The following is a 20,612-nucleotide window of genomic DNA, read 5'->3' as shown; positions in this document are numbered from 1 at the left end:
AACCGGATGTACGACCGGATAATGAATGCAATCCCGAAGAAATGCAATCGGCGCCCCCCGGTTTCAGTAACTCGGGTGCTCGCTGAGCCGTTAAAAGGACTAATTTACGAAACCATATGAACCATCTTCACCGGTTTACAATCATAGGCGGAGGCATCGCCGGTTTGACCACCGCCATTGCCCTCCGGAAAGTAGGCATCCGGGCCACGCTTTTTGAATCGGCACCGGCCATCAAGCCGCTGGGGGCCGGGCTGGCGCTGGCGGCCAATGCCGTGAAAGCTATTCAGAAACTGGATCTGGCCGATGCCATCTTACCGGCTGGGCGTCAATTGGATGCGTTCGTGATTCTGGATGAACGCGGGCGGGAAATTACCCGCACCGACAGCCGGGCGGTCAGTCGGAAATACGGCATCGACAATTTCACCATCCACCGGGCCGCGCTGCACCAGGCCTTTCTCAACCAGCTGGTTGGCAACCCCATTGTGCTCGGCAAACGGGCCATTTCGGTGGACCAGAGCCGTGACGGCGTGATTGTGCGGTTCGATGATGGGACGTTGCACCAGACGGATTTTCTGCTGGTAGCCGACGGAATTCATTCCGCCATTCGGCAGCAGTTGATCCCCGATTCCCAACCCCGCTATGCCGGGTATACGGCCTGGCGTTCGGTGGTGGACGGCACCGGCCTGAATCTGAACGAAGCCACCGAAACCTGGGGGCTGCGTGGCCGGTTTGGCATTGTTCCGCTGGCCAACAAGCAGATTTACTGGTTTGCCACGGTCAATGCGCCGGCGAACGATCCGAGGTTGCGGGCGTTCAAAGTCCGGGATTTGCAGGCGCACTTTGCGGATTATCACGGACCCATTCCCGAAATTCTGGCCAGAACCCGCGACGAAAATCTCCTCTGGAATGATATCAGCGACCTGAAACCGCTGTCCCGGTTTGCTTTCGATAACGTGGTATTGCTGGGCGATGCGGCCCATGCCACCACACCCAACATGGGCCAGGGCGCTTGTCAGGCCATCGAAGATGCCGTTGTGCTGGCCGATGAACTGGCCAAAGACGGCCCAACGGTGAATGCCTTCAGGCGGTTTGAACAACGACGGCTGAAACGAACCCAGTACATCGTGGAAAACTCCCGGCGGATCGGACAACTGGCCCAGACCCAAAGTGCGATGCTGGCAACGTTGCGCAACGGCTTGTTCCGGCTATTGCCGGCCCGCATCAACGAACGACAACTGGAAACTTTATACAAGGTTGATTTTTAAACCGCGCGATTCTCATGGCTTGGAAGCTGCCTCCGAAACGGGTCATCAACTGGATTCAAAAACCGCTTGACAGCGCCCGCACCCATTTTAATACGTTGCCGTACGGCAGTTACGAGTTGGCCATTGAACATTCTGTTGTTCAGGACGTAACGCCGGAAATGTTGCAGTGGTGGTTTCAAAACATCGGTGGAACCATCGTGGTCAACGGGAAAACCTACCCCCGCTACCTGGTGTGGCATCCCATCGACCACATTCATTGGGAGCTGGTCCGGCCGGCGGCTGACGGCCGGGGTGGGGCAGGCGCCAAATTCCGGATTGTCGAAGCCTTTGGTGGCAACCTGAAACACCTCATTGACAGCACCGAAGACGTCATTCAGCTAGACGTTGATGGCATCACGCTGGTCATCCGGTTTGCGGGGCTGGAGGTTTACCGGCTGGCCCACCGGTTCATTGCCGTTGAAGGGGGAACGCAGTACCTCTCCCGGATGCAGGTGGGGGTTGAAAGTCGGCTCGGTCGGTGGCTGATCAATCCGTACCTGCACCAATTTGTGTTCACGCGGGCGATGGGCTGGGCCTGGCTCAAACACAATGTCGAAGAGGTGGGCAATTTTGAGTCGTTTCTGCCGAAGCTGTACGCCGGGCAGCGGTTTGCTTTTCCGTAGTATTTTCCCCATTTTAGCCCTGAATTGAAAGATTGTATCCGTATGCAGCGCGTCCTATTCAACATTGAACGAATAACCAAACCCACTGCGGAAGAAAAGGCTGCGCTCGAACGCATCGTGCATCCCCGGATTTTAGCTCCCGATACGGTTTACGTCCGGGCCGGTGATCCGTGTCCCACCATCGCTTTCATTGAAAAAGGATGCGGACGGTTGTTTTACGAAATCGACGGTTGGGAGGTATCGAAAGAGTTTGTGTTCGAGAATTCGCTCCTAGGTTCATTTGTCGGTTTTTTTACGCAAAAACCGTCCAATGTCAACGTGGCCACCCTGGAAGAAACGCACATTCTGGAAATGAAGTACGAGGAGGTGATGCAGCTGTGCCGTACGTTTCCGATCTGGCAGCGGTTTGCCACGCTGCTGCTACAGGACCAGTTGATGCGGGTGGAACGGCGGGAAGCTTCGCTACTGAAAGACGCGCCGGAAGACCGCTACCGGCGGTTGCTGGACGAACATCCGAAAGTGCTGAACCGCATCCCGCCCGAATTTGTCGCCAGTTATTTAGGAGTTACCCCCGAAACCCTCCAACGGTATCAGGCTGGTATTGGGGTTTGACGTATATTTGTAATGTATCCGGTTTCTTGGATGCGTGAATGAATTGACCTGATTACCGCTAACGAAGGTACGATCTGCCGTGAATGAAATAGTCAGAATTGAAAATAAGGAAGGTATCGTTTATGCTGTCTTAAGCGATGAGCCCGCCAAGAATTACCTGTTGATGAAATGGATTGGCTTCTGCACCGACGAAGAATTGGCGCAGGCTACCTTGCACATGCTGGACTGGCAAAAAAGCGTCGGACAGAGTCGGGGCTGCCGGTTCCACGTTCATGACACCAAGGAGTTCGATGTGGCCTGGGCGGGTTCCGTCGATTGGATCGTGCAGGAGTATTTCCCGAAAGCGCACGCAGTTGGGGTGCGCTACAACATCAGCATTCTGTCGCCGGACTTGTTTTCAAAATTGTCGTCTGAGGCCCTCTTTGAGCGGAGTAACCCGGTGATTCCTACTTATTTATTTGAAACGCTAAACGCAGCCGAACAATTTATAGCGGAGGAGTCCAGGAAAGCGAGCACGGTGTAGGAACAATGGATACCGCCCAACCCGCTTTTCTCTTCCGTCCGTACAGGTAAAATTAAACCCCCATTCATGATTACCGTTCGTCACTCCGAATTGATTCGATTGCCGCTAACGGAAGTCTACGGATTGCTGGGGTGTTACGAATACGATCTGTTGTGGCGCAGCAACCTGTTTTCCATTCGGCAGGACGCCCCCGGTTTGGCCCGTTCCGGCATGAAACTCCGGCAGGTCGTCCGGCTTTTTGACCAGGAAATGACGATTTTTGCGGAAGTGACCGCGGCTGCCCCCAACCGCCGAACCGCCCACGAAACCGTCGGAAGCCCCGTCGAGCTGTGGGAACAGCGGTTGTTTGAGCGGGTCGAAAAAGAAACCCGCGTTACCTACGAAATGAGTCTGGAACTGAAAGGCTGGCAACGGCTCATGGCGCCCCTCTTGATTCACCAGTTGCAACGCCAGTTCCGCAACGACCTGCTGCGGGTTAAACAATTGCTGGAAGAAACGCCCAATCCCCTGATTGAGTTGCCCAAACGGCTGCTTTAGCGCGGCCGATTATTTTCCCATCCATTTTTTGAACTCGGTGGCGCGCTCGCGGCTGACCAGCACCTCTTCCTCGGGCGCCGGTTTAAGCGTCAGTTTGAGCTTGTTATTGAAGTACGGATGAATTTGCTGGACGCTATTGATGTCGACAATGAACTGCCGGTTGGCCCGGAAAAACTGCACCGGATCGAGCATGGCTTCGAGTTCGTCGAGCGTATAGTCCACCGAAAATTTCTGGTTGGTGCGGGTCCGGAACAGGCTGACCCCTTCTTCCGAATAAAAATACGCAATGTCGGCGACCTCGATGGGCATCCACTGCGAGAGGTGTTTCACCAAAAACCGCTTCCGGTATTCGGTCGGCTGAATCTGCTGCCGAAGTTGCTGAACCAGCGCGTCGATGGCCATCCTGCCCCCGGTTTCGGGCTCGGCGGGGTTACGCAGTTTCCGATGTTTTTCCAGGCTGGCTTCCAGTTCGTGGCGTTTGATGGGCTTCAGCAAATAGTCGATGCTGTTGACTTTGAAGGCCCGAAGCGCGTATTCGTCGTACGAAGTCGTAAAGATAACGGGTGACTCCACCGGGGTTTGTTCGAAAATCTCGAAACTTTGCCCGTCGGCCAGTTCAATGTCCATCAGGATCAGGTCGGGCGTCGTGTTGTTTTGTAACCACTGCACCGATGCGCGCACACTGGCGGCCGTTCCAACGATACGGATGGAATGATCCACGTCCTGCAAAAGTTTCGTCAACTTTCGCACGGCCAGTTCTTCGTCTTCAATTACCAGTACATCCATACAACGGGTGATAGTTTCTGGGTTAATGATTGTTGGCGGTTTACAATTCCAATCTTTCTTACAAATAGCACCCGAACCGCGTTTTTTCCAAATTTCATTCCGTTGAACCCGCACAAAGGACGGTCGAAGCGGTAGAGTCTGTCCTTGAACCGTTGGGTGTTACTTAACGCCAATCTTCGTGTCAAGTAGGGGTAAACTGACCTCGAAAAAACCGTCTTTTTCCTCGATAGAGGGGCTGGGCAGGGCCAGCAGTTTGTATTTGGACGCAATGTTCGACAAGCCGACGTGGTTGGATTCGACCCGCACATTTTTCCGTTGCAACCCGTTCCGGATCCGCAAAAAACCGTCCATAACGTCAATCGTAATCCGCAGTGGTTGTTCCGGCAGCATCAGGTTGTGTTTGACGGCGTTTTCTACCAGCATTTGCAGCGTCAGGGGCGGCAACTGGGCTTCTTGGTCGTCCTCGCTGACCGATACTTCCAAAAATAGCGCCGAACCGTAGCGGGTTTTCAGGAGGTGGTAATACGAATCGATAAACTCCAGTTCCCGGCGCAGGGTGGTGAGTTCGCGGTCGTTGCTTTGCAGCAGATAGCGGTACACGCTGGCCATGTCATCCACGAACGCTTCGGCCAGATCCGGGTTTTCGGAAATCAGGGAGGAAAGGGTGTTGAGGCTGTTGAACAAAAAATGCGGATTGACCTGATTTTTCAAAACTTCAAACCGCCCCTGCCACTGGGTCCGCAGCAACGATTCTTTCTCCAGGTTAGTTTTCTGCCATTGGTTGAAAAGATAAGACCCTTCGTAGATGCCCAGGTAAACAAAGTGATAAAAGATCTGAATCCCAATGGTTTCGATGTAGGTAATGAAAACCGCCGAATCCAGATACGATTGCGAAATACCGGGCTGCGAGGTGAACAGGCTGTGGCCGAATTGCCGGATAAAATACCCGAAATTGATCAGAAAAGGGAGCGCCAGCAGCAGCAGACCCAGCCGGTGGCGGGTGTGCGACAGACCCGGGTAATTCCGCTGAATGAACCGGGTGAGCCAGCGGGTCAGATTCCAGCAGACGTAGCCGGCCGTGATGCCAACCAGGCAATACCGGCCCAACTCCACCGAAGTGTAGCCCAGCAGCATTTTAATCCGGAAGAATAACGAACCGAACAGAAACAGCACCAGCGGTCCGACCAACCGAAGACGGGTATCGTTAAAAGGCGGCATGGAATTCGGGGAAACCATTCATCTCCATAAATGTCAGTTGCTGTTGACCAGCAGGGGCAAAGTAACCGAAAAGTTGTTTTCCGTATTTTGAATATCCAAACTTTGGTGACCCAATAGCTGGTATTTGGTGGCAATGTTGGCCAGACCAACTCCATTGGAAATAACCCGGGCGTTTTTTCGCTGCACGTTATTGGCTACCAGCAGGCGCCCGTGATCGACAGTCTCGATGCGAATCTGCAACGGCTGATCGGCCAGGATGATGTTGTGTTTGACAGCATTTTCAACCAGCATTTGCAGCGTCAAGGGCGGAAGCTGGGCCGTCTGGAATTCGGGAGCCACCTTCACCAGCAAGTCGATGCCGTTGCCGTAGCGGGTTTTCAGAAGGTGAAAATAGGAGTCGATAAAGCTTAATTCGTCGCGCAGGGTCGTCAGCGCATTTTCGTTCGTCTGGAGTAAATACCGGTAAACGCTCGACAATTCTTCAATGAACAGCTCGGCTTTGTCGGCATCCTCGTCGATCAGGGAGGAAAGGGTGTTGAGGCTGTTGAACAGAAAATGCGGATTGACCTGCTGCTTCAAGCTGTCGAGCTGGCTCTGGAGATTGGCTTTTTTGAGTCGCTCGGTTTCGGCGATGGTCTGCGTCCACCGCTCAAATGTGAAGACACTTTCGTGGACGATGTTGGTGACCAGATTACCGATCATCCCGAGCACGATGGTCCAGCCGAGCCGTTCGCCGTTAAATACATAGCCCGGAAATTGAATCCAGTCGTAGAAAAAAAAGAGGAACGCAATAAAAACCGCCGACATCAGAATGTGAATCACCAGCGCAAAAGCCAGGCGCATCCAGGTCTGGCGAATGTGCGGAAACTGCCGACGCAGGTATAAGGCCGGAATGGCGTGGAGAAAAAATAAAGGCGTCCAGAGCAGGGTGGCCGGAACAAACAGGGCGGCCTGTTGAAAATAAACTTTCCCCAGCAGCATGTAATTCAGGAAAACATAATAGGCTGGCAAAAGGCCTAACGCAATCCAACTGTCTCTTTGGGTATAACGGGTTAGTCTGAGGCTCACATCGGTAGGAAGAATCAGGGTAAATTTACCAAAAAATCGGCACCTTTGACGATCAGGGGCATACAAACCCGAAAGTGTTGGCCGTCGTCGGTGATGACCGGGCTGGGGAGCCGCAGCAGCAAAAACCGCTCGGTCAGTTGCCGCAAACCGCCCGGTTGCTTCTTAACCTGAAGGTTTTTCCGCTGGATGTTGTTGGACACCTGCAACGACAGTTGCTCGTTCCGGATTTCGAGGTTCGCCTGCAGGTAAATAATCAGCGGACGGTCGGCCAGGATGACGTTGTGGCGGATGGCGTTTTCGATCAGCATTTGCAGACTGAACGGCGGCAGGAAGCAATCCATCAAATCCGGATCAATGGCCAGGTGCAGGTCGATGGCCGGGCCGTAACGGGCTTTCAGGAGGTAAAAAAACGACTGAATAAAATTAATTTCGGTCTGGAGCGTCACCATCTTCCGTTCGTTGGATTGCAGCAAATACCGGTAGACGCTCGACATTTCCTCCAGAAATTTATTGGCTTGCTGCTTGTCTTCCGAAATCAACGCCGACAGCGAATTAAGGCTGTTGAATAGAAAATGCGGATTGACCTGGCTCTTCAGACTGTCGAATTGCCCCTGAATCCGGGATTTCTGAATGGCTTCGGCTTCGGCAATGGCCCGGCGGTATTGTTGGAGGTAGTAAATAATTTCATAGGTTGTTCCGAGCAACAGGGAACAAATCAGGCCGATTCCGATGTAAGCCTGATAAACGTGGGCCGTGATGGGAATAATGGCCAGTCCGCTGAGGTCGGTTAGGTAGACAAACAACGACTGACCGAGGATGGCGAGCAGAAAATAACCGGTGAACGTGATGACAATCCGCCGGAACGAATGGCGGGCGTCGGGAAAGTGCGAGCGGACGGAATGGACCCAGACCACGGAACCCTCCCACGCCAGGGTCATATACGCCATGCCCATGAATACCCAGCCGAAATACAAAACCGGATTGTACTGGTGTTCGTTCAGGTAGATCAGATTGCCCAATAGCACCACCAGCGGGATTCCAATCCAGCGGAGCCATCGGTCGTTCGGTCGTTCGTGCGGAGTCACTTATTTTGCAACTAAAATTTAACTTTTTTGTAAAAATACAGGGTTTAATTCCGATGCAGAACGACAGACTGCTTGAACCGCCGACTTTGGGGGTTGAATTGAGGTTAGTGCGCCCTAAAAAGTAAAACATCCTTGTGATCGCTTAGTTTTACAGAAAATTCAGGAAACCGGTAAAAACATGCTTAAATACGGTTACGCGTTATTCTTTGTCCCCATTTCACTTTTTGCGCAGCAACCGCAAGCCGGGCGGGCGGTTTCCGATTCCGTTCAACTGGCGGAGGTCACGGTTCGCGGCTACGAAACGAACCGGCCCCTGCTGGAAACGGCCGCATCGGTCAACGTGCTGTCGCCGAAAGAACTGACGCAACGCTTCGGCTCCCCGGCGCTCGTACCGGCCTTCAACACCCTGCCGGGTGTGCGCATGGACGAACGTTCGCCCGGCAGCTACCGGCTTTCCATTCGGGGCAGTTTGATTCGTTCGCCGTTCGGGGTTCGGAATGTCAAGATTTACTGGAACGAATTGCCCCTCACTGATGCCGGTGGAACGACCTACCTGAATGCCTTGGATGTCCGCTCGATTGGACGGGCGGAAGTAATAAAAGGCCCTTCGGGGAGTTTGTACGGTGCCGGAACCGGCGGAGCCGTGCTGCTTAGCGGTCAGAGCAGTCCGGCGGGCGAGTGGGCCAATCGCGCCGAAGTGGGGGCGCTATCCGGAGCCTACGGTTTATCAGGACAGAGTTATAGCATTCAGACGGGAAAAAATAATTCGGCCATTTCGCTTCATTACGGACATTTACAATCCGACGGCTACCGCCATCAAAGCCGGATGTACCGCGATAACCTCAACCTGAATGCCACGTTTGCGGTCAATCCCAACCAGACGATTTCGGTCATTGGCTTGTATTCCGACCTCATGTACCAAACGCCCGGCGGTTTAAATGCATCCCAGTTTAAGGCCAACCCGCGTCAGGCCCGGCCATCGACGCCGGTGGCGGCCGGAAGCGTGGCCCAGCGGGCGGGCATTTACCAAAAAACCGGTTACCTCGGATTTTCGCACCAGTACCGCTGGAACAATCGCATCCAGAACACCACGGTGCTGTACGGTTCGCTGACTGATTTTGCCAATCCGTTCATTACCAACTACGAAAAACGCGCCGATCAGGGTGTGGGCGGCCGAACGGTGACGCGCTGGCAGATGATTGAGGAGGGCGTTCCGACGCAGCTGGTGTTTGGGGGCGAATGGCAGCAAAATTTTACGGTCGATCGGAATTACGGAAACCGGGCCGGCCAGCCCGACACCTTGCAGGCCGACGACGAACTTCGGGCGTCGCAGTCGGTTTTGTTTGCCCAGGTGGAAGCTACGCTGCCCTGGGGCATCATTGCTACTGCCGGTTTGAGCCGCAACGAAGTAGCCTATCGCTTCACCCGGTTTTCGGTGCTGCCGGTTGTGGGGCAGCCGCGCGGTTTTCAGCCGGTCTGGTTGCCGCGTGTGGCCCTGCTGAAAAAACTGGGCGAGTTTGTGTCGGTTTTTGCCAGCGTCAGCACCGGGTATTCCGCACCGACCATTCAGGAGGTCCGGCCCTCGGAAGGCACGTTCAACCCCACCCTCGATCCGGAACAGGGCACGAACCTGGAAGCCGCCGTGCGGGGTCGGTTAAACCGGTTTCAGTTTGACGTGGCGGTTTATCAATTCCGGCTGCGGCAAACCATCGTCCGACGGTCGGTCGAAAGTGGGGCCGAATATTTCATCAATGCCGGTAAAACCGACCAGAAGGGGCTGGAAACGCAGTTGACCTATAATTTGGTAATGCCCAAACCGGATCGTTTCTGGCGATCCGTCCGACTCTGGAACAGCACGACGATTACCAATTACCGGTTCCGGAATTATCAGCAGGGCACCGCCGATGTGTCCGGCAACCGTGTAACGGGCGTTCCGCCGGTGGTGCTCGTCACCGGGCTGGATGCCGAAACCGGGGTCGGCCTGTATGCCCATATCACGCATCAATACATCGACAGATTCCCGCTGGATGATGTCAATACCGTTCAATCCGACATTGCCCGTTTGCTGAATGCAACGGTGGGTTACCGCAAGGCCATTGGCCGGCGCTGGACGGTCGAGGCTTACCTCAGTGGCGATAATTTGCTGGATCAAACCTACAGCCTGGGCTACGACCTGAACGCGTTCGGGGGGCGGTTTTACAATGCCGCACCGCGCCGGAACCTGACGGGTGGGCTGAAACTGGCCGTACGGTGGTAGAACGGTTTTCAGTATCCGGTTTTTGGTTTACGGTGGCTGACGCCTTCAATTAGTTAATATCGAATAATCAATATCGAACGCTGAAGGTGTCGGTGCCGACGGCCCGGCGAAAACCGTAAACCGCATACCGAAAACCAAAATGAAAATGGCACGAAGTGGATTTAGCCGAAATACCGGTCCGTTTGCCTTGCTCGTTCTGCGGCTGGGACTGGGCGTCGATCTGGGGATGCATGGCCTGGTGCGGCTGCCCAAGCTCACTAAGTTTGCGGATAAAATGGTGGCGGATTTTGCGGGCACCCTGTTGCCGGACTTTTTCGTCCGGGGTTTTGCGCTCAGTTTGCCGTTTGTCGAACTGGCGATTGGCGTTTTGTTGCTGGTGGGCGGGCGATTTCTGGTCTGGGGCGGTTTGCTCGGTGGCATTACGATGGCTGCCCTGATTTTCGGCACGGCCTTGCGCGAGGAGTGGAACATCGTGAGCATCCAGCTTATTCACGTTCTGGCCTTTTATCTGCTGCTGCGCGAAGCCGAAAACCGGTCCTGATGACCAAACGGCAGCGGTTTCGATACCAAACGGATTCAGCGGGCGGCCAGTTCGCGCAACTTATCAGTCAGGGCTTTTCCCCGCAGATCCTTCGCAATTACCCGGCCATCGGGGCCGAGCAAAACCGTGACCGGCAACCCCTTGATAGCATACGACCGGGTAATTTTATCCGTTGAATCCGAGAAGATCTGTGGCCAGTCGATGGCTTCTTTTCGGAGGAATTGCCGGACGCGCTCGGGCTTATCGTCGCCCACCACGCCCAAAAACGCGAAGCGGTTTTTATCAAGATCGCGGTACGTTTGCTTTAGCTCGGGCATGTCCTGGACGCAGCCTTTACACCAGGTAGCCCAGAAATCGATGTAGAGGTATTTCCCTTTGAAGTCGGCCAGCGTGATGGGTTTTCCGGTGGTAAACTCCCTGGCCCGGAAAGGCCGAAACGGATGTCCGGCTTGCAGCACGTAGTCATCCGGATTCGGGCTGCCGCGTTCCAGTTGCAATTCGTTGTTGAACACATCAACGCCCAAATTCTTATAGGAAATTCCGTCCAGGGTAATGTACTCCCCGATGTCAACCAGCTTATCTTCCGGTACGGTTTTCTGCCAGAACCAGGACGGTTTTTCAACGATCCGGATGCTTTCATAATCCAGTTGGTTGAACCCGCCGGAACTGATCAGTAACTCGTGTTTTTTCGAGCCCTGGGTCAGAACGGCGCTGGCGTACTGGGGGAAATTATAAACAAAGTCACCGCGTAACGTTTTGATAACCATCGGGGTTTTGGTTTTTATAACACGCCCCTTCCGGTACATTTCGTGCGCGATGATCAGCGGTTTTTGATACGCAAAATTCTGACCGGTGGGGTCCTGGGGTTCCGGATACACCGCCGTTTCGTCACCGAAATCGAGGTTGTTATTCGTATCCACCAGCACGGCCCATTTGCCCGCCAGCGGGTCATAGCCCCGCACCACGTAGATGTAGCACTTGATCGGCTTCTCCGAAAGTTGGGTACGGTCCGGTTCCCAGTTCCAGTAATCCAGAAAACCGCTGTACCAGGCCGAATCAACGTTGCCCGCGCAGAAATTCTGATAAATAAACTGGCGGGAGTCCAGATCAATTCGAGTCGTAACGCGGTTGGTCCACGCGGTCGGAATGCCGCGCAGGGGCAGGCTGCTGGTTCGGGAAGGAGGGCCTTTGGGATAATCGTCCGTTTCTGCGCTAAGAATGCCAAAACCCGGACGAAAGGGGCCGTATCCTTCCTGCACCTCCAGCGGAATCTTAATCAGGGCAGGAAGTTCCTGCCGCTCATGACAGGCTCCGAAAAACAGCGAATACAGCACCATTACCAAAAACGTTCTTCTCATCGCTGGGCAGGCCGTAAAGCAGGCTGGAATTGGAATACTCCTGAAATACGTTTAATTCCTGCTAAAATGCAACGCCAACGGGCTGACCCGGCCGGGATGCGCGAAAATCTTAGCCTGTTTCGTTGCGCACTCCTGAATTTATGGTAACATTGTCGGTGGTAGCCCAGTTAATCCGGTGGAAATTCCGCCGGTTAAGGGCAAAAAATTTTGTTATGGAGAACGTACAATTGAAGCTTCTGAAGGGGAAGGGAATGTTTTACATCCGCGAAGAGGAACGCACGATTGCCGAGATGGTTTTTGATCAGTCCGATACGACCCTAACGGTGTATCATACCGAGGTGGTGCCCGAAGCGGAAGGCAAAGGAATAGCGGGCGAATTGCTCACCGCGATGGTGGAATACGCCCGCCAGAATCAGTTAAAAGTTGTGCCGCTTTGTCCCTATGTGCACGTTCAGTTCAAGCGTCACCCGGAACGGTATGAAGACATCTGGGCCAAAGAGCGTTAAGCAACCGAAAACCGCTTAATCGATTCGGTCGGCCAGGTAAGCCGCTACTTCGGCCAGCCGGTTTGAGAAGCCCCATTCGTTGTCGTACCAGGCGGCTACCGACAGCAGGTTGCCTTGTTTGGCCGTCAGCGGCAAATCGATGATTGAGGAGTGCGGATCGGCCACGATGCGGGAGGAGGCCCATTCGCCTTCCAGCACGTCCATCACGCCTTTCAGTGGTCCTTCAGCGGCTGCCTTCCGGAACGCTTCGTTGACTTCCTCAACCGTCGGATCTTTCTCCGTAATGAGGTTCAGTTCGGCGATGCTGCCGGTACGGGTCGGCACCCGGTAGGCTTTTCCGGTGATTTTGAGGTCCTTCCAGATAAATTGCAGCGCCCGGGCCGCTCCCGACGATGAGGGAATGATGTTTTCGGCGGCTGCCCAGGAGTCGCGCCGGTCTTTCATTGGCTGGTCGGTCAGCGATTGCGTGTTGGTGTAGGAGTGAACCGTCGAAAATAAACCGTACTGAATGCCGAAGTTTTCCAGCACAACTTTGACCACCGCGGCCAGCGCGTTTGTGGTGCAGCTGCCCATGCTGACAACGTGGTGGTTGGCCGGGTCGAACGTTTCCAGGTTGATGCCCTTGAGCAAAACCGCATCGCAATCGGCCAGCGATTTGCTGGGCGCGCTGACCAGCACATATTTGGCGCCCCGGTCGAGGTGAGCCTGCGCCCCCGCCCGTACCGTGGCCCGACCCGTACAATCGACGACCAGATCGACGCCGAGGGCGGCCCAGTCGGGGATTTCCTTGGCCGAATTGATATAAGGAATTTTCCGCTCGCCGAAGGTCAGCTTGCCTTCTCGGCCGGAAACCGGCTCGGGCCAGCGGCCATAATTGGTATCGACGGCAAACAAAGCCGCCAGGGTATCTTCATCCCGAATGTCTGAAATCGAAACCGGCACAAAAAGATTTTTGCTCAGACCAATCCGGAGGAATTGCCGCCCGATCCGTCCGAAGCCATACAACGCAATTTTCGCCATAACAAAGGTGATTAAAAGGTTCATTGGGGTAACACAAACCCCTTTCCTTTTAATTCCCGTTACATGCGGACCGTCTCATCCTGTTCGTCGTAAAACAGGTAATTCAGGTAATCGCAGTACGGTTTAATCAAATGGCAGGCTTTCACCAGTTCGTCGGCAAAATCCGGTTTTAATACGTCCCGATCCGAATAGCGATGAATGAAAAACAGCTCCTTTCGCCGGAGCAACTCAATTTCCGGATGGTCGGCCTTGTAGCCTTTCGGGGCGGTTTTCATCGTTTCACCGGTAATTTCCGGAAAATAAGCCCGAAATCCGGGCGCTTCGATGATGGCCTTTAGTTCGTCGACATTGTAATCAACTTCCTGCCGGAATTTGGCCAGGTGCGTCGCCGTGGGTTGCCACATGCCCGCGCCCAGAAACGATTCGCCGTTGGGCTGGAGGTGAACGTAATAGTCGATCCGGCCCGAATGCCGGCCACCGGGCCCGACGGCAGCCGCCAAGTGTTTCTTGTACGGGGCTTTGTCCTTTGAAAACCGGATGTCGCGGTTGATCCGGAAAATGCAGTCTTTTACGGCCGTGTTCGGCAGTGGCTGGAACGTTTCGATGCCCTGGAGCAGCCGCCCCACCAAGCCTTCGAACTCGGATTTAGCGGCATCGTAGCGGGCCCGGTTGGTCTGAAACCACTCGCGGTTGTTGTTTTGAACCAGATCGCGCAGAAAGTCAAGCGTTTGAACCGATAACTGAGAAGCAGGCGCTTTTTTCGTCTTCATACAGTTCCAAAGCTAACCAGAAATGCCGAAGTTTGCGAAATCAATTTTGAATGAGTGAATGATAAAATGAGTGAATAGCTGCCGCCGGAAAACGCGTGATCTTCGATCCAATTCAATCATTTTATCATTCAGTCATTCCATCATTAAAAAAATCCATGTCTCGCATTCTAACCGGTATTCAGAGCAGCGGGCGACCGCATCTGGGGAATATCCTGGGGGCCATTAAACCCGCCATTCAGCTTTCGGAGCAGCCCGAAAACGAATCTTTTTTATTTATTGCCGACCTGCATTCCCTGACCTCCATCAAAGATGGCGACCTGCGCCGGGAATACATTCGCGCGGTGGCGTCGGCCTGGCTGGCGTTTGGGCTGGATACCATCAAAAACACGTTCTGGCGACAGTCGCACGTACCCGAGCACACCGAACTGGCTTGGTACCTGAACTGCTTTACGCCGTATCCAATGCTGGCCAATGCGCATTCGTTCAAGGACAAATCCGAGCGCTTATCGGATGTGAATGCCGGTTTGTTTATGTATCCCTGTCTGATGGCGGCTGATATTCTGCTATACGATGCCAACATCGTCCCGGTGGGGAAAGACCAGAAGCAGCACGTCGAGATGACGCGGGATATGGCGAGTGCGCTTAACAACCGGGTGGGCGAAGAAATTTTTGTGCTGCCCGAATCGCAGATCGACGAGCGGATCATGACCATTCCGGGCATTGACGGGCAGAAAATGAGCAAGTCGTATAATAATTACATCGACATTTTCCTGCCCGCCAACGAGCTCTACAAGGTCATCAAAAAAATCGTGTCGGACTCAACACCCCTCGAAGAACCAAAGAATCCGGACACCGATATTACCTATAAACTTTACGCCTTGCTGGCCGATGAAGGGCAGGTGGAGACCATGCGCCAGAACTATCAGAACGGGGGCTACGGGTATGGGCACGCCAAAAAAGAGCTGTACGAACTGATCATCAGTCAATTCGCCGACGCCCGGGAGCGGTTTTCGTATTACATGGAAAATAACGAAGCGCTGGAAAAAGAACTACGGATGGGCGAAGAAAAAGCCCGCGCCATTGCCTCAAAAACCATCCAGCGCGTCCGGACCAAGTTGGGCTATAACTAATTGTGAATGAGCGATTGAGCGAGAAGCTGCCTTCCAGCGTGATCTTTGATCCTATTCACAGCTCCGGCGGCCCGGTCAATCACTCATTCACTCATTCAATTTGGAGACCCTTAACCAACTCGATACCGACCTGTTTCTCTGGCTCAACGGCTTGTATGCGCCCTGGCTTGATGCGGTGATGGTGGGAGCGACGCTGCGCAATACCTGGATTCCGTTTTATGGATTGCTGATTGCCTGGCTCGTCTTTCAGTACCGGAAACAGGCGCTGGGCTTGGTCGTGACGCTGATTGTGGCGGTTGCCCTGAGCGATCAGATGGCGTCGGCGGTGTTGAAGCCGCTCACCCTGCGGTTGCGCCCCTGCCACGAGCCGGCGCTCCAAAAACTGATCCACCCGGTTCTGGAATGCGGAGGAACGTACGGTTTTGCTTCTTCCCACGCGGCCAACACCTTTGCGCTGGCCACCGCCTTGTGGCTGTTGGTGGGCGGGCGGTTTTCGTGGGTAAAATGGGCGTATCTGTGGGCCTTTGTGGTTTCCTACAGCCGGATTTACGTCGGCGCCCATTACCCGGGGGATGTGCTGGCGGGTGCGGGCGTGGGCGCAGGAATCGCTTTTTTTTGTGTTTGGGTCTACCGGAAACTGACAAACCGGGTTTCAAAACCGGGATAGGGCGGTTTTTCTGCCTGCATTATTCAATAAAATAAGGCAATAGTTTAATTGGCAGCGGACTGCAAGAAAACTTTGACCAATCCTCCCCAACAGTCGAACAATATTCGTATTTTTGCGCAAATTTTCGGCACCGAATGGCATCCCTCAATACGGTTAAGATTTTTTCAGGAAGTCAATCGACCTACCTGGCAGAGAAGATTGCCCGTCAATACGGCAAGGATCTGGGCGGCTACACCCTTCGTAAATTCAGCGACGGCGAATTATCGCCGAGTTATGAAGAATCCGTGCGGGGGTGTGATGTGTTTCTCATCCACTCGACAAACCCTCCCGCCGACAACCTGATGGAGTTGCTCCTGATGGTTGATGCCGCCCGTCGGGCATCGGCTCACTACGTAACGGTCGTGATTCCGTACTTTGGGTACGCCCGCCAGGATCGGAAAGACAAACCGCGGGTGGCCATTGCCGCCAAACTGGTGGCCAACATGCTGGCAGCCGCTGGTGCCGACCGGTTAATGACTATCGATCTGCACGCCGGGCAGATTCAGGGGTTCTTTGATTTCCCGGTCGACCACCTGGAAGGCGCGTCGGTTTTCGTTCCCTACATCCGGAGCCTGAACCTGGACAACCTGCTGATTGCTTCGCCGGATGTGGGGGGAGCGGCCCGCGCCCGGGCCTTTGCCAAGCATTTCAACGCCGACATCGTCTTGTGTGATAAACACCGCAAGCGCGCCAACGAAATTGCCTCCATGCAGGTCATCGGGGATGTGGAAGGCGCCAACGTCGTGCTGATCGATGACCTGGTGGACACGGGTGGAACCTTGTGCAAAGCCGCCGAAATCATCCTGGATAAAGGCGCCAAGTCGGTTCGGGCCATTTGTACGCACCCGGTGATGTCGGGGAAAGCGTACGACAACATTGCCAACTCGGTCCTGGAAGAACTGGTGGTGTCCGATACGCTGCCGGTGAAATTCCAGAGTCCGAAAATACGAGTGCTGACCGTGGCCGATCTCTTTGCCAAAGCCATCGGCCGCATTCGCGATCACGAATCTATTAGTTCATTGTTTATAAATTACTAAAAATCAGGAAGCCGGATGAAAGGAAAAAAGGAAAAAGTTTACCGTCTTCCTTCTCTTTTATTCGCTTCTCCTTAAAATCAAAAGTCATGAAAAAACACGAGATTGTAGGGTATAACAGAGCGAATCTCGGTAAAACGGAGTCAAAAACTCTGCGCGCCGAAGGCTACGTACCCGGAGTATTGTATGGGGGTAAAACGCAGGTGCATTTTTACGCTCCGACGATCCTGTTCCGTCAGTTGCTGACCTCGCCGGAAGCGTACGAAGTAACGCTGAACATCGAAGGAGACGAATACGTCGCCATTCTGCAGGATACGCAGTTCCACCCGGTCAACGACCAGTTGCTGCACGCCGATTTCCTGGAGATTGTCGAAGGCAAAGACATCAAAGTTGAAGTGCCGATCCGGTTTGTTGGAACCGCTCCGGGCGTTCAGAAAGGGGGAAAACTGATTCAGAAACTCCGCAAGCTGAAGCTGCGCGGACCGGTGGATCGCATTCCCGATTACGTGGATGTGAACGTCGTCGATCTGGATCTGGGCAAGACCATCAAAGTTGGCGCGGTTACGCTGGAAGGCGTTCAGATTCTGGACGGTCCGCTGCTGCCGATTGCCAGCATCGAAATTCCGCGGGCAATGCGGGGAAAAACCGCAGCCTAATTGTGGTTTATTAACTAATAGATTAACCAGAAAGCCCGCTCAGTTGAGCGGGCTTTCTGGTTGAATAGACCTCAGAAGGTCAACAAGAAACAAAAAAGTGTGATAAGGCTACCAAATCCGGAAAACCGTCACTTCTTCGTCACCCGGATGGAGATCCGCCGGTTTTGAGCGCGGCCTTCTTCGGTGTCGTTCGATGCCACCGGGTGTTCCTGACCGTATCCTTCTGATTCCAGGCGGCTTTCGGCAATTCCTAGATTGACCAGTTCTTTTTCCACCGAAGCGGCCCGGTCGTTCGAGAGCTTTAGATTGGCGTTCGCATTCCCGGTATTATCCGTGTAGCCACCGAGTTTGACCGCAACATCGGGATGCGCTTTCAGAATTTCGGCGATGTTTTTCAATTGTTCCTGCGATTCCGGTTTTAAGGTGGCACTGCCGGTTTCAAACGTCAGCCGGTCAAAATCAAACCAGGTTTCTTTATCGACGGCTTTTTCTTCGTCTTTGATAAACGCCAGCAGTTTGTTTTCGACTCCGCGTTCGGGCAGGCTCAGTTCAATGCCACTCAACAGTTTAACGGCTTTGAAATCGCCCAGGTTGGGAGTGCTCACCGACTCGTTATCAGCCGCCGTCGATTTTTCCAGTTCAACCGCTTCCATACTTCCTTCGGCCACCACGCCTTCCTGCGCGTACCCCGCAGTTTCGTGCGAATGAACGGCAATGTAGGGCGCAATGACCAGCGACACAATCGACATCAATTTAATCAGGATGTTCATCGAGGGGCCGGACGTATCTTTGAACGGATCGCCCACGGTATCGCCCGTCACCGACGCTTTGTGCGGCTCTGATTTTTTATAATAAATCTGGCCGTTGATTTCAACGCCTTTCTCGAATGACTTTTTCGCGTTATCCCAGGCTCCCCCGGCATTGCTCTGGAAAATTCCCATCAACACGCCGGAAACCGTAACACCCGCCAGAAAACCGCCCAGCACTTCGGGGCCAAACAAAAAGCCGACCAGCACCGGAGAAACCAGCGCAATGGCACCCGGCAGAATCATCTCGCGGATGGAAGCCTGCGTCGAAATAGCCACGCATTTTTCGTATTCCGGTTTGCCGGTTCCTTCCAGGATTCCCGGTATTTCGCGGAACTGGCGACGCACTTCCTCCACCATTTTCATGGCAGCCCGACCCACGGCGGCAATGGCCAGGGATGAGAAGATGAACGGAATCATGCCGCCGACGAACAATCCCGACAACACATCCGCTTTGTAAATATCAATTCCCGTGATGCCGGAAACGCCGACGAAAGCCGCCAGCAGGGCCAGCGACGTCAGTGCCGCCGAAGCAATGGCGAAACCTTTTCCGGTGGCTGCGGTGGTGTTTCCGACGGCATCCAGAATATCCGTCCGACCGCGCACTTCTTCGGGCAACTCACTCATTTCGGCAATCCCGCCCGCGTTGTCGGCAATTGGACCGAACGCATCAATCGCGAGTTGCATGGCGGTGGTGGCCATCATGCCGGCGGCCGAGATTGCCACACCATATAAACCGGCAAACTTATAGGAGATAAAAATACCGGCGGCCAGCGTCAGGATCGGTAAAACCGTGGATTCCATTCCGACCGATAGACCACCGATGATGTTGGTAGCGTGGCCCGTGGACGATTGCCGCACGATCGTCAAAACCGGGCGTCGGCCCATGGCGGTGTAATATTCGGTGATAATCGACATCAGCGCACCGACAATCAAACCGGTAAAAATGGCGTAAAAGACATCCAGCCGCGTAAATTCTACCCCCCGAATTTCCAGGATTCCGGTCGGCAAAACCGCATTGACCAGGAAATAGGAAGCAACAACCGTCATGATGATGGACGCCCAGTTCCCCATGTTCAGGGCGGCCTGTACATTGCCCTTATCGTCTTTCACCCGAACAAAATAGGTCGAAACAATCGAAAAGATAAGTCCCAAACCCGCAATCAGCATCGGAAGGACAATGGGGGCGTGACCAAAAATATTACTCGCTTCCGGAATCCGGATTTCGCGGCCTAAAACCATGGTGGCCAGAATGGTAGCCACGTACGAACCGAATAAATCGGCACCCATACCGGCAACATCGCCCACGTTGTCGCCCACGTTATCGGCAATGGTGGCGGGGTTACGCGGATCATCTTCCGGAATACCGGCTTCCACTTTGCCCACTAAGTCAGCGCCCACGTCGGCCGCTTTGGTGTAAATGCCACCGCCCACCCGGGCAAACAGGGCAATCGACTCGGCACCCAGCGAAAAACCGGCCAGAACTTCCAGCGTTTTTTCCATCGCAATGCCGTTCACATCGCCGGTGGCGCCCACATAAATGGAGTGGAAAAGGATAAAAAGTAAGCTGAGGCCAATAACCGCCAGACTAGCAACGCCAATTCCCATTACCGAACCGCCGGTAAACGAAACGTTCAGGGCGCGGGTGAGGCTGGTCCGTCCGGCCTGGGCGGTGCGGACGTTGGCTTTGGTGGCGATTTTCATGCCAATGTAACCGGCGAGGGCGGAGGTAAAGGCACCGATGGCGAAGGCAATGCCGATTGGCCAGTCCGAATTTTCAACCAAGGTTCCGGCAAAACTCAGCAAAATGGCAACGACCACCCCAAACACGATCAGAATTCGCCACTCCGCTTTCAAAAAAGCAATGGCTCCGTCGGCGATGTACGATGCGATTTCCTGCATCCGTTCGTTACCAGCATCCTGGCGCGAAACCCATATAAACTTGGTGTACATCACCACCAGGCCAATGAGGCCCAGAATGGGAACTAGGTAAATACTCGAATTCATGCTGAAGGATTAAAAGGTTTAATTTTTGCAAAGTCGCAAATATAATTGGATTGGCAGCATTCCAA

The 20,612-nt window shown here is 54.0% G+C and carries 20 protein-coding genes; 12 read left to right on the top strand and 8 right to left on the bottom strand.

Annotation, left to right across the window (positions count from 1 at the left end):
- Positions 1 to 116 precede the first annotated feature (116 nt).
- The 5 genes from ACYVHX_RS25885 to ACYVHX_RS25865 all read left to right on the top strand — a co-directional run bounded on the left by ACYVHX_RS25885 (position 117) and on the right by ACYVHX_RS25865 (position 3,599).
- Positions 117 to 1,265, top strand: a complete 1,149-nt coding sequence (locus tag ACYVHX_RS25885; RefSeq protein WP_460674595.1) for an FAD-dependent monooxygenase — start codon at positions 117 to 119, stop codon at positions 1,263 to 1,265.
- Positions 1,266 to 1,279: 14 nt separating this feature from the next.
- Positions 1,280 to 1,927 carry a DAPG hydrolase family protein gene (locus ACYVHX_RS25880; protein WP_460674594.1) on the top strand — a complete coding sequence of 216 codons (648 nt, stop codon included), beginning with the start codon at positions 1,280 to 1,282 and terminating at the stop codon, positions 1,925 to 1,927.
- A gap of 42 nt (positions 1,928 to 1,969) precedes the next feature.
- The gene (locus ACYVHX_RS25875) at positions 1,970 to 2,539 is read left to right on the top strand and encodes a Crp/Fnr family transcriptional regulator (protein WP_460674593.1); all 570 of its coding nucleotides are present in this window, start codon (positions 1,970 to 1,972) and stop codon (positions 2,537 to 2,539) included.
- Positions 2,540 to 2,702: 163 nt separating this feature from the next.
- Positions 2,703 to 3,062, top strand: a complete 360-nt coding sequence (locus tag ACYVHX_RS25870) for a hypothetical protein (RefSeq protein ID WP_460674592.1) — start codon at positions 2,703 to 2,705, stop codon at positions 3,060 to 3,062.
- Positions 3,063 to 3,128: 66 nt separating this feature from the next.
- Positions 3,129 to 3,599, top strand: a complete 471-nt coding sequence (locus ACYVHX_RS25865; protein WP_460674591.1) for an SRPBCC family protein — start codon at positions 3,129 to 3,131, stop codon at positions 3,597 to 3,599.
- Positions 3,600 to 3,608: 9 nt separating this feature from the next.
- On the opposite strand, the gene ACYVHX_RS25860 is transcribed toward ACYVHX_RS25865, so the two are convergent.
- The 4 genes from ACYVHX_RS25860 to ACYVHX_RS25845 all read right to left on the bottom strand — a co-directional run bounded on the left by ACYVHX_RS25860 (position 3,609) and on the right by ACYVHX_RS25845 (position 7,756).
- Positions 3,609 to 4,385, bottom strand: a complete 777-nt coding sequence (locus tag ACYVHX_RS25860) for a LytR/AlgR family response regulator transcription factor (protein ID WP_460674590.1) — start codon at positions 4,383 to 4,385, stop codon at positions 3,609 to 3,611.
- A 159-nt stretch (positions 4,386 to 4,544) separates the two neighbouring features.
- The gene (locus ACYVHX_RS25855) at positions 4,545 to 5,603 is read right to left on the bottom strand and encodes a sensor histidine kinase (protein ID WP_460674589.1); all 1,059 of its coding nucleotides are present in this window, start codon (positions 5,601 to 5,603) and stop codon (positions 4,545 to 4,547) included.
- A gap of 33 nt (positions 5,604 to 5,636) precedes the next feature.
- Positions 5,637 to 6,614: a sensor histidine kinase gene (locus tag ACYVHX_RS25850; protein WP_460674588.1), complete on the bottom strand. Its 978-nt coding sequence runs from the start codon at positions 6,612 to 6,614 to the stop codon at positions 5,637 to 5,639.
- 71 nt (positions 6,615 to 6,685) lie between these two features.
- Entirely contained in the window at positions 6,686 to 7,756 is a 1,071-nt protein-coding gene (locus ACYVHX_RS25845; RefSeq protein WP_460674587.1) for a sensor histidine kinase, read from the bottom strand.
- A gap of 178 nt (positions 7,757 to 7,934) precedes the next feature.
- On the opposite strand from ACYVHX_RS25845, the gene ACYVHX_RS25840 reads away from it, so the two are divergent.
- Positions 7,935 to 10,013: a TonB-dependent receptor gene (locus ACYVHX_RS25840; RefSeq protein ID WP_460674586.1), complete on the top strand. Its 2,079-nt coding sequence runs from the start codon at positions 7,935 to 7,937 to the stop codon at positions 10,011 to 10,013.
- Between the two features lie 145 nt (positions 10,014 to 10,158).
- Positions 10,159 to 10,554, top strand: coding sequence for a DoxX family protein (locus ACYVHX_RS25835; protein ID WP_460674585.1), 396 nt, complete (start codon positions 10,159 to 10,161; stop codon positions 10,552 to 10,554).
- A 35-nt stretch (positions 10,555 to 10,589) separates the two neighbouring features.
- On the opposite strand, the gene ACYVHX_RS25830 is transcribed toward ACYVHX_RS25835, so the two are convergent.
- The gene (locus tag ACYVHX_RS25830; RefSeq protein ID WP_460674584.1) at positions 10,590 to 11,912 is read right to left on the bottom strand and encodes a TlpA family protein disulfide reductase; all 1,323 of its coding nucleotides are present in this window, start codon (positions 11,910 to 11,912) and stop codon (positions 10,590 to 10,592) included.
- A 212-nt stretch (positions 11,913 to 12,124) separates the two neighbouring features.
- Between ACYVHX_RS25830 and ACYVHX_RS25825 the strand changes: the two genes are divergently transcribed.
- A complete protein-coding gene (locus ACYVHX_RS25825) occupies positions 12,125 to 12,418 on the top strand; it encodes a GNAT family N-acetyltransferase (protein WP_460674583.1) in 294 nt (97 codons plus the stop codon).
- 15 nt (positions 12,419 to 12,433) lie between these two features.
- On the opposite strand, the gene ACYVHX_RS25820 is transcribed toward ACYVHX_RS25825, so the two are convergent.
- Positions 12,434 to 13,438: a type I glyceraldehyde-3-phosphate dehydrogenase gene (locus ACYVHX_RS25820; RefSeq protein WP_460674582.1), complete on the bottom strand. Its 1,005-nt coding sequence runs from the start codon at positions 13,436 to 13,438 to the stop codon at positions 12,434 to 12,436.
- A gap of 59 nt (positions 13,439 to 13,497) precedes the next feature.
- On the bottom strand, positions 13,498 to 14,208 hold the full coding sequence (locus ACYVHX_RS25815; protein WP_460674581.1) for a DUF2461 domain-containing protein: 711 nt from the start codon (positions 14,206 to 14,208) through the stop codon (positions 13,498 to 13,500).
- A gap of 155 nt (positions 14,209 to 14,363) precedes the next feature.
- Between ACYVHX_RS25815 and trpS the strand changes: the two genes are divergently transcribed.
- From trpS to ACYVHX_RS25795, 4 genes are all read left to right on the top strand, one after another.
- The gene (trpS, locus tag ACYVHX_RS25810; RefSeq protein WP_460674580.1) at positions 14,364 to 15,338 is read left to right on the top strand and encodes a tryptophan--tRNA ligase; all 975 of its coding nucleotides are present in this window, start codon (positions 14,364 to 14,366) and stop codon (positions 15,336 to 15,338) included.
- A 100-nt stretch (positions 15,339 to 15,438) separates the two neighbouring features.
- Positions 15,439 to 16,005, top strand: coding sequence for a phosphatase PAP2 family protein (locus ACYVHX_RS25805; protein WP_460674579.1), 567 nt, complete (start codon positions 15,439 to 15,441; stop codon positions 16,003 to 16,005).
- Positions 16,006 to 16,139: 134 nt separating this feature from the next.
- Positions 16,140 to 17,081 carry a ribose-phosphate pyrophosphokinase gene (locus ACYVHX_RS25800; protein WP_460674578.1) on the top strand — a complete coding sequence of 314 codons (942 nt, stop codon included), beginning with the start codon at positions 16,140 to 16,142 and terminating at the stop codon, positions 17,079 to 17,081.
- Between the two features lie 86 nt (positions 17,082 to 17,167).
- On the top strand, positions 17,168 to 17,734 hold the full coding sequence (locus tag ACYVHX_RS25795; protein WP_460674577.1) for a 50S ribosomal protein L25/general stress protein Ctc: 567 nt from the start codon (positions 17,168 to 17,170) through the stop codon (positions 17,732 to 17,734).
- A gap of 128 nt (positions 17,735 to 17,862) precedes the next feature.
- On the opposite strand, the gene ACYVHX_RS25790 is transcribed toward ACYVHX_RS25795, so the two are convergent.
- The gene (locus ACYVHX_RS25790) at positions 17,863 to 20,547 is read right to left on the bottom strand and encodes a sodium-translocating pyrophosphatase (RefSeq protein WP_460674576.1); all 2,685 of its coding nucleotides are present in this window, start codon (positions 20,545 to 20,547) and stop codon (positions 17,863 to 17,865) included.
- Between the last annotated feature and the right edge of the window lie 65 nt (positions 20,548 to 20,612).

Source organism: Larkinella ripae (assembly GCF_054780775.1).
The sequence above is the reverse complement of the archived record's forward strand: the minus strand, read 5'-3'. Positions and strand labels throughout refer to the sequence as shown.

What these genes read in the sequence shown, in the direction of transcription:
- ACYVHX_RS25875 (WP_460674593.1), top strand. Translation starts at nt 1,970, where the DNA reads ATGCAGCGCGTCCTATTCAACATTGAACGAATAACCAAACCCACTGCG.
- ACYVHX_RS25855 (WP_460674589.1), bottom strand. Translation starts at nt 5,603, where the DNA reads ATGCCGCCTTTTAACGATACCCGTCTTCGGTTGGTCGGACCGCTGGTG.
- ACYVHX_RS25825 (WP_460674583.1), top strand. Translation starts at nt 12,125, where the DNA reads ATGGAGAACGTACAATTGAAGCTTCTGAAGGGGAAGGGAATGTTTTAC.
- ACYVHX_RS25885 (WP_460674595.1), top strand. Translation starts at nt 117, where the DNA reads ATGAACCATCTTCACCGGTTTACAATCATAGGCGGAGGCATCGCCGGT.
- ACYVHX_RS25835 (WP_460674585.1), top strand. Translation starts at nt 10,159, where the DNA reads ATGGCACGAAGTGGATTTAGCCGAAATACCGGTCCGTTTGCCTTGCTC.
- ACYVHX_RS25800 (WP_460674578.1), top strand. Translation starts at nt 16,140, where the DNA reads ATGGCATCCCTCAATACGGTTAAGATTTTTTCAGGAAGTCAATCGACC.
- ACYVHX_RS25865 (WP_460674591.1), top strand. Translation starts at nt 3,129, where the DNA reads ATGATTACCGTTCGTCACTCCGAATTGATTCGATTGCCGCTAACGGAA.
- ACYVHX_RS25815 (WP_460674581.1), bottom strand. Translation starts at nt 14,208, where the DNA reads ATGAAGACGAAAAAAGCGCCTGCTTCTCAGTTATCGGTTCAAACGCTT.
- ACYVHX_RS25860 (WP_460674590.1), bottom strand. Translation starts at nt 4,385, where the DNA reads ATGGATGTACTGGTAATTGAAGACGAAGAACTGGCCGTGCGAAAGTTG.
- trpS (WP_460674580.1), top strand. Translation starts at nt 14,364, where the DNA reads ATGTCTCGCATTCTAACCGGTATTCAGAGCAGCGGGCGACCGCATCTG.
- ACYVHX_RS25830 (WP_460674584.1), bottom strand. Translation starts at nt 11,912, where the DNA reads ATGAGAAGAACGTTTTTGGTAATGGTGCTGTATTCGCTGTTTTTCGGA.
- ACYVHX_RS25795 (WP_460674577.1), top strand. Translation starts at nt 17,168, where the DNA reads ATGAAAAAACACGAGATTGTAGGGTATAACAGAGCGAATCTCGGTAAA.
- ACYVHX_RS25870 (WP_460674592.1), top strand. Translation starts at nt 2,703, where the DNA reads ATGAAATGGATTGGCTTCTGCACCGACGAAGAATTGGCGCAGGCTACC.
- ACYVHX_RS25820 (WP_460674582.1), bottom strand. Translation starts at nt 13,438, where the DNA reads ATGGCGAAAATTGCGTTGTATGGCTTCGGACGGATCGGGCGGCAATTC.
- ACYVHX_RS25790 (WP_460674576.1), bottom strand. Translation starts at nt 20,547, where the DNA reads ATGAATTCGAGTATTTACCTAGTTCCCATTCTGGGCCTCATTGGCCTG.
- ACYVHX_RS25840 (WP_460674586.1), top strand. Translation starts at nt 7,935, where the DNA reads ATGCTTAAATACGGTTACGCGTTATTCTTTGTCCCCATTTCACTTTTT.
- ACYVHX_RS25880 (WP_460674594.1), top strand. Translation starts at nt 1,280, where the DNA reads ATGGCTTGGAAGCTGCCTCCGAAACGGGTCATCAACTGGATTCAAAAA.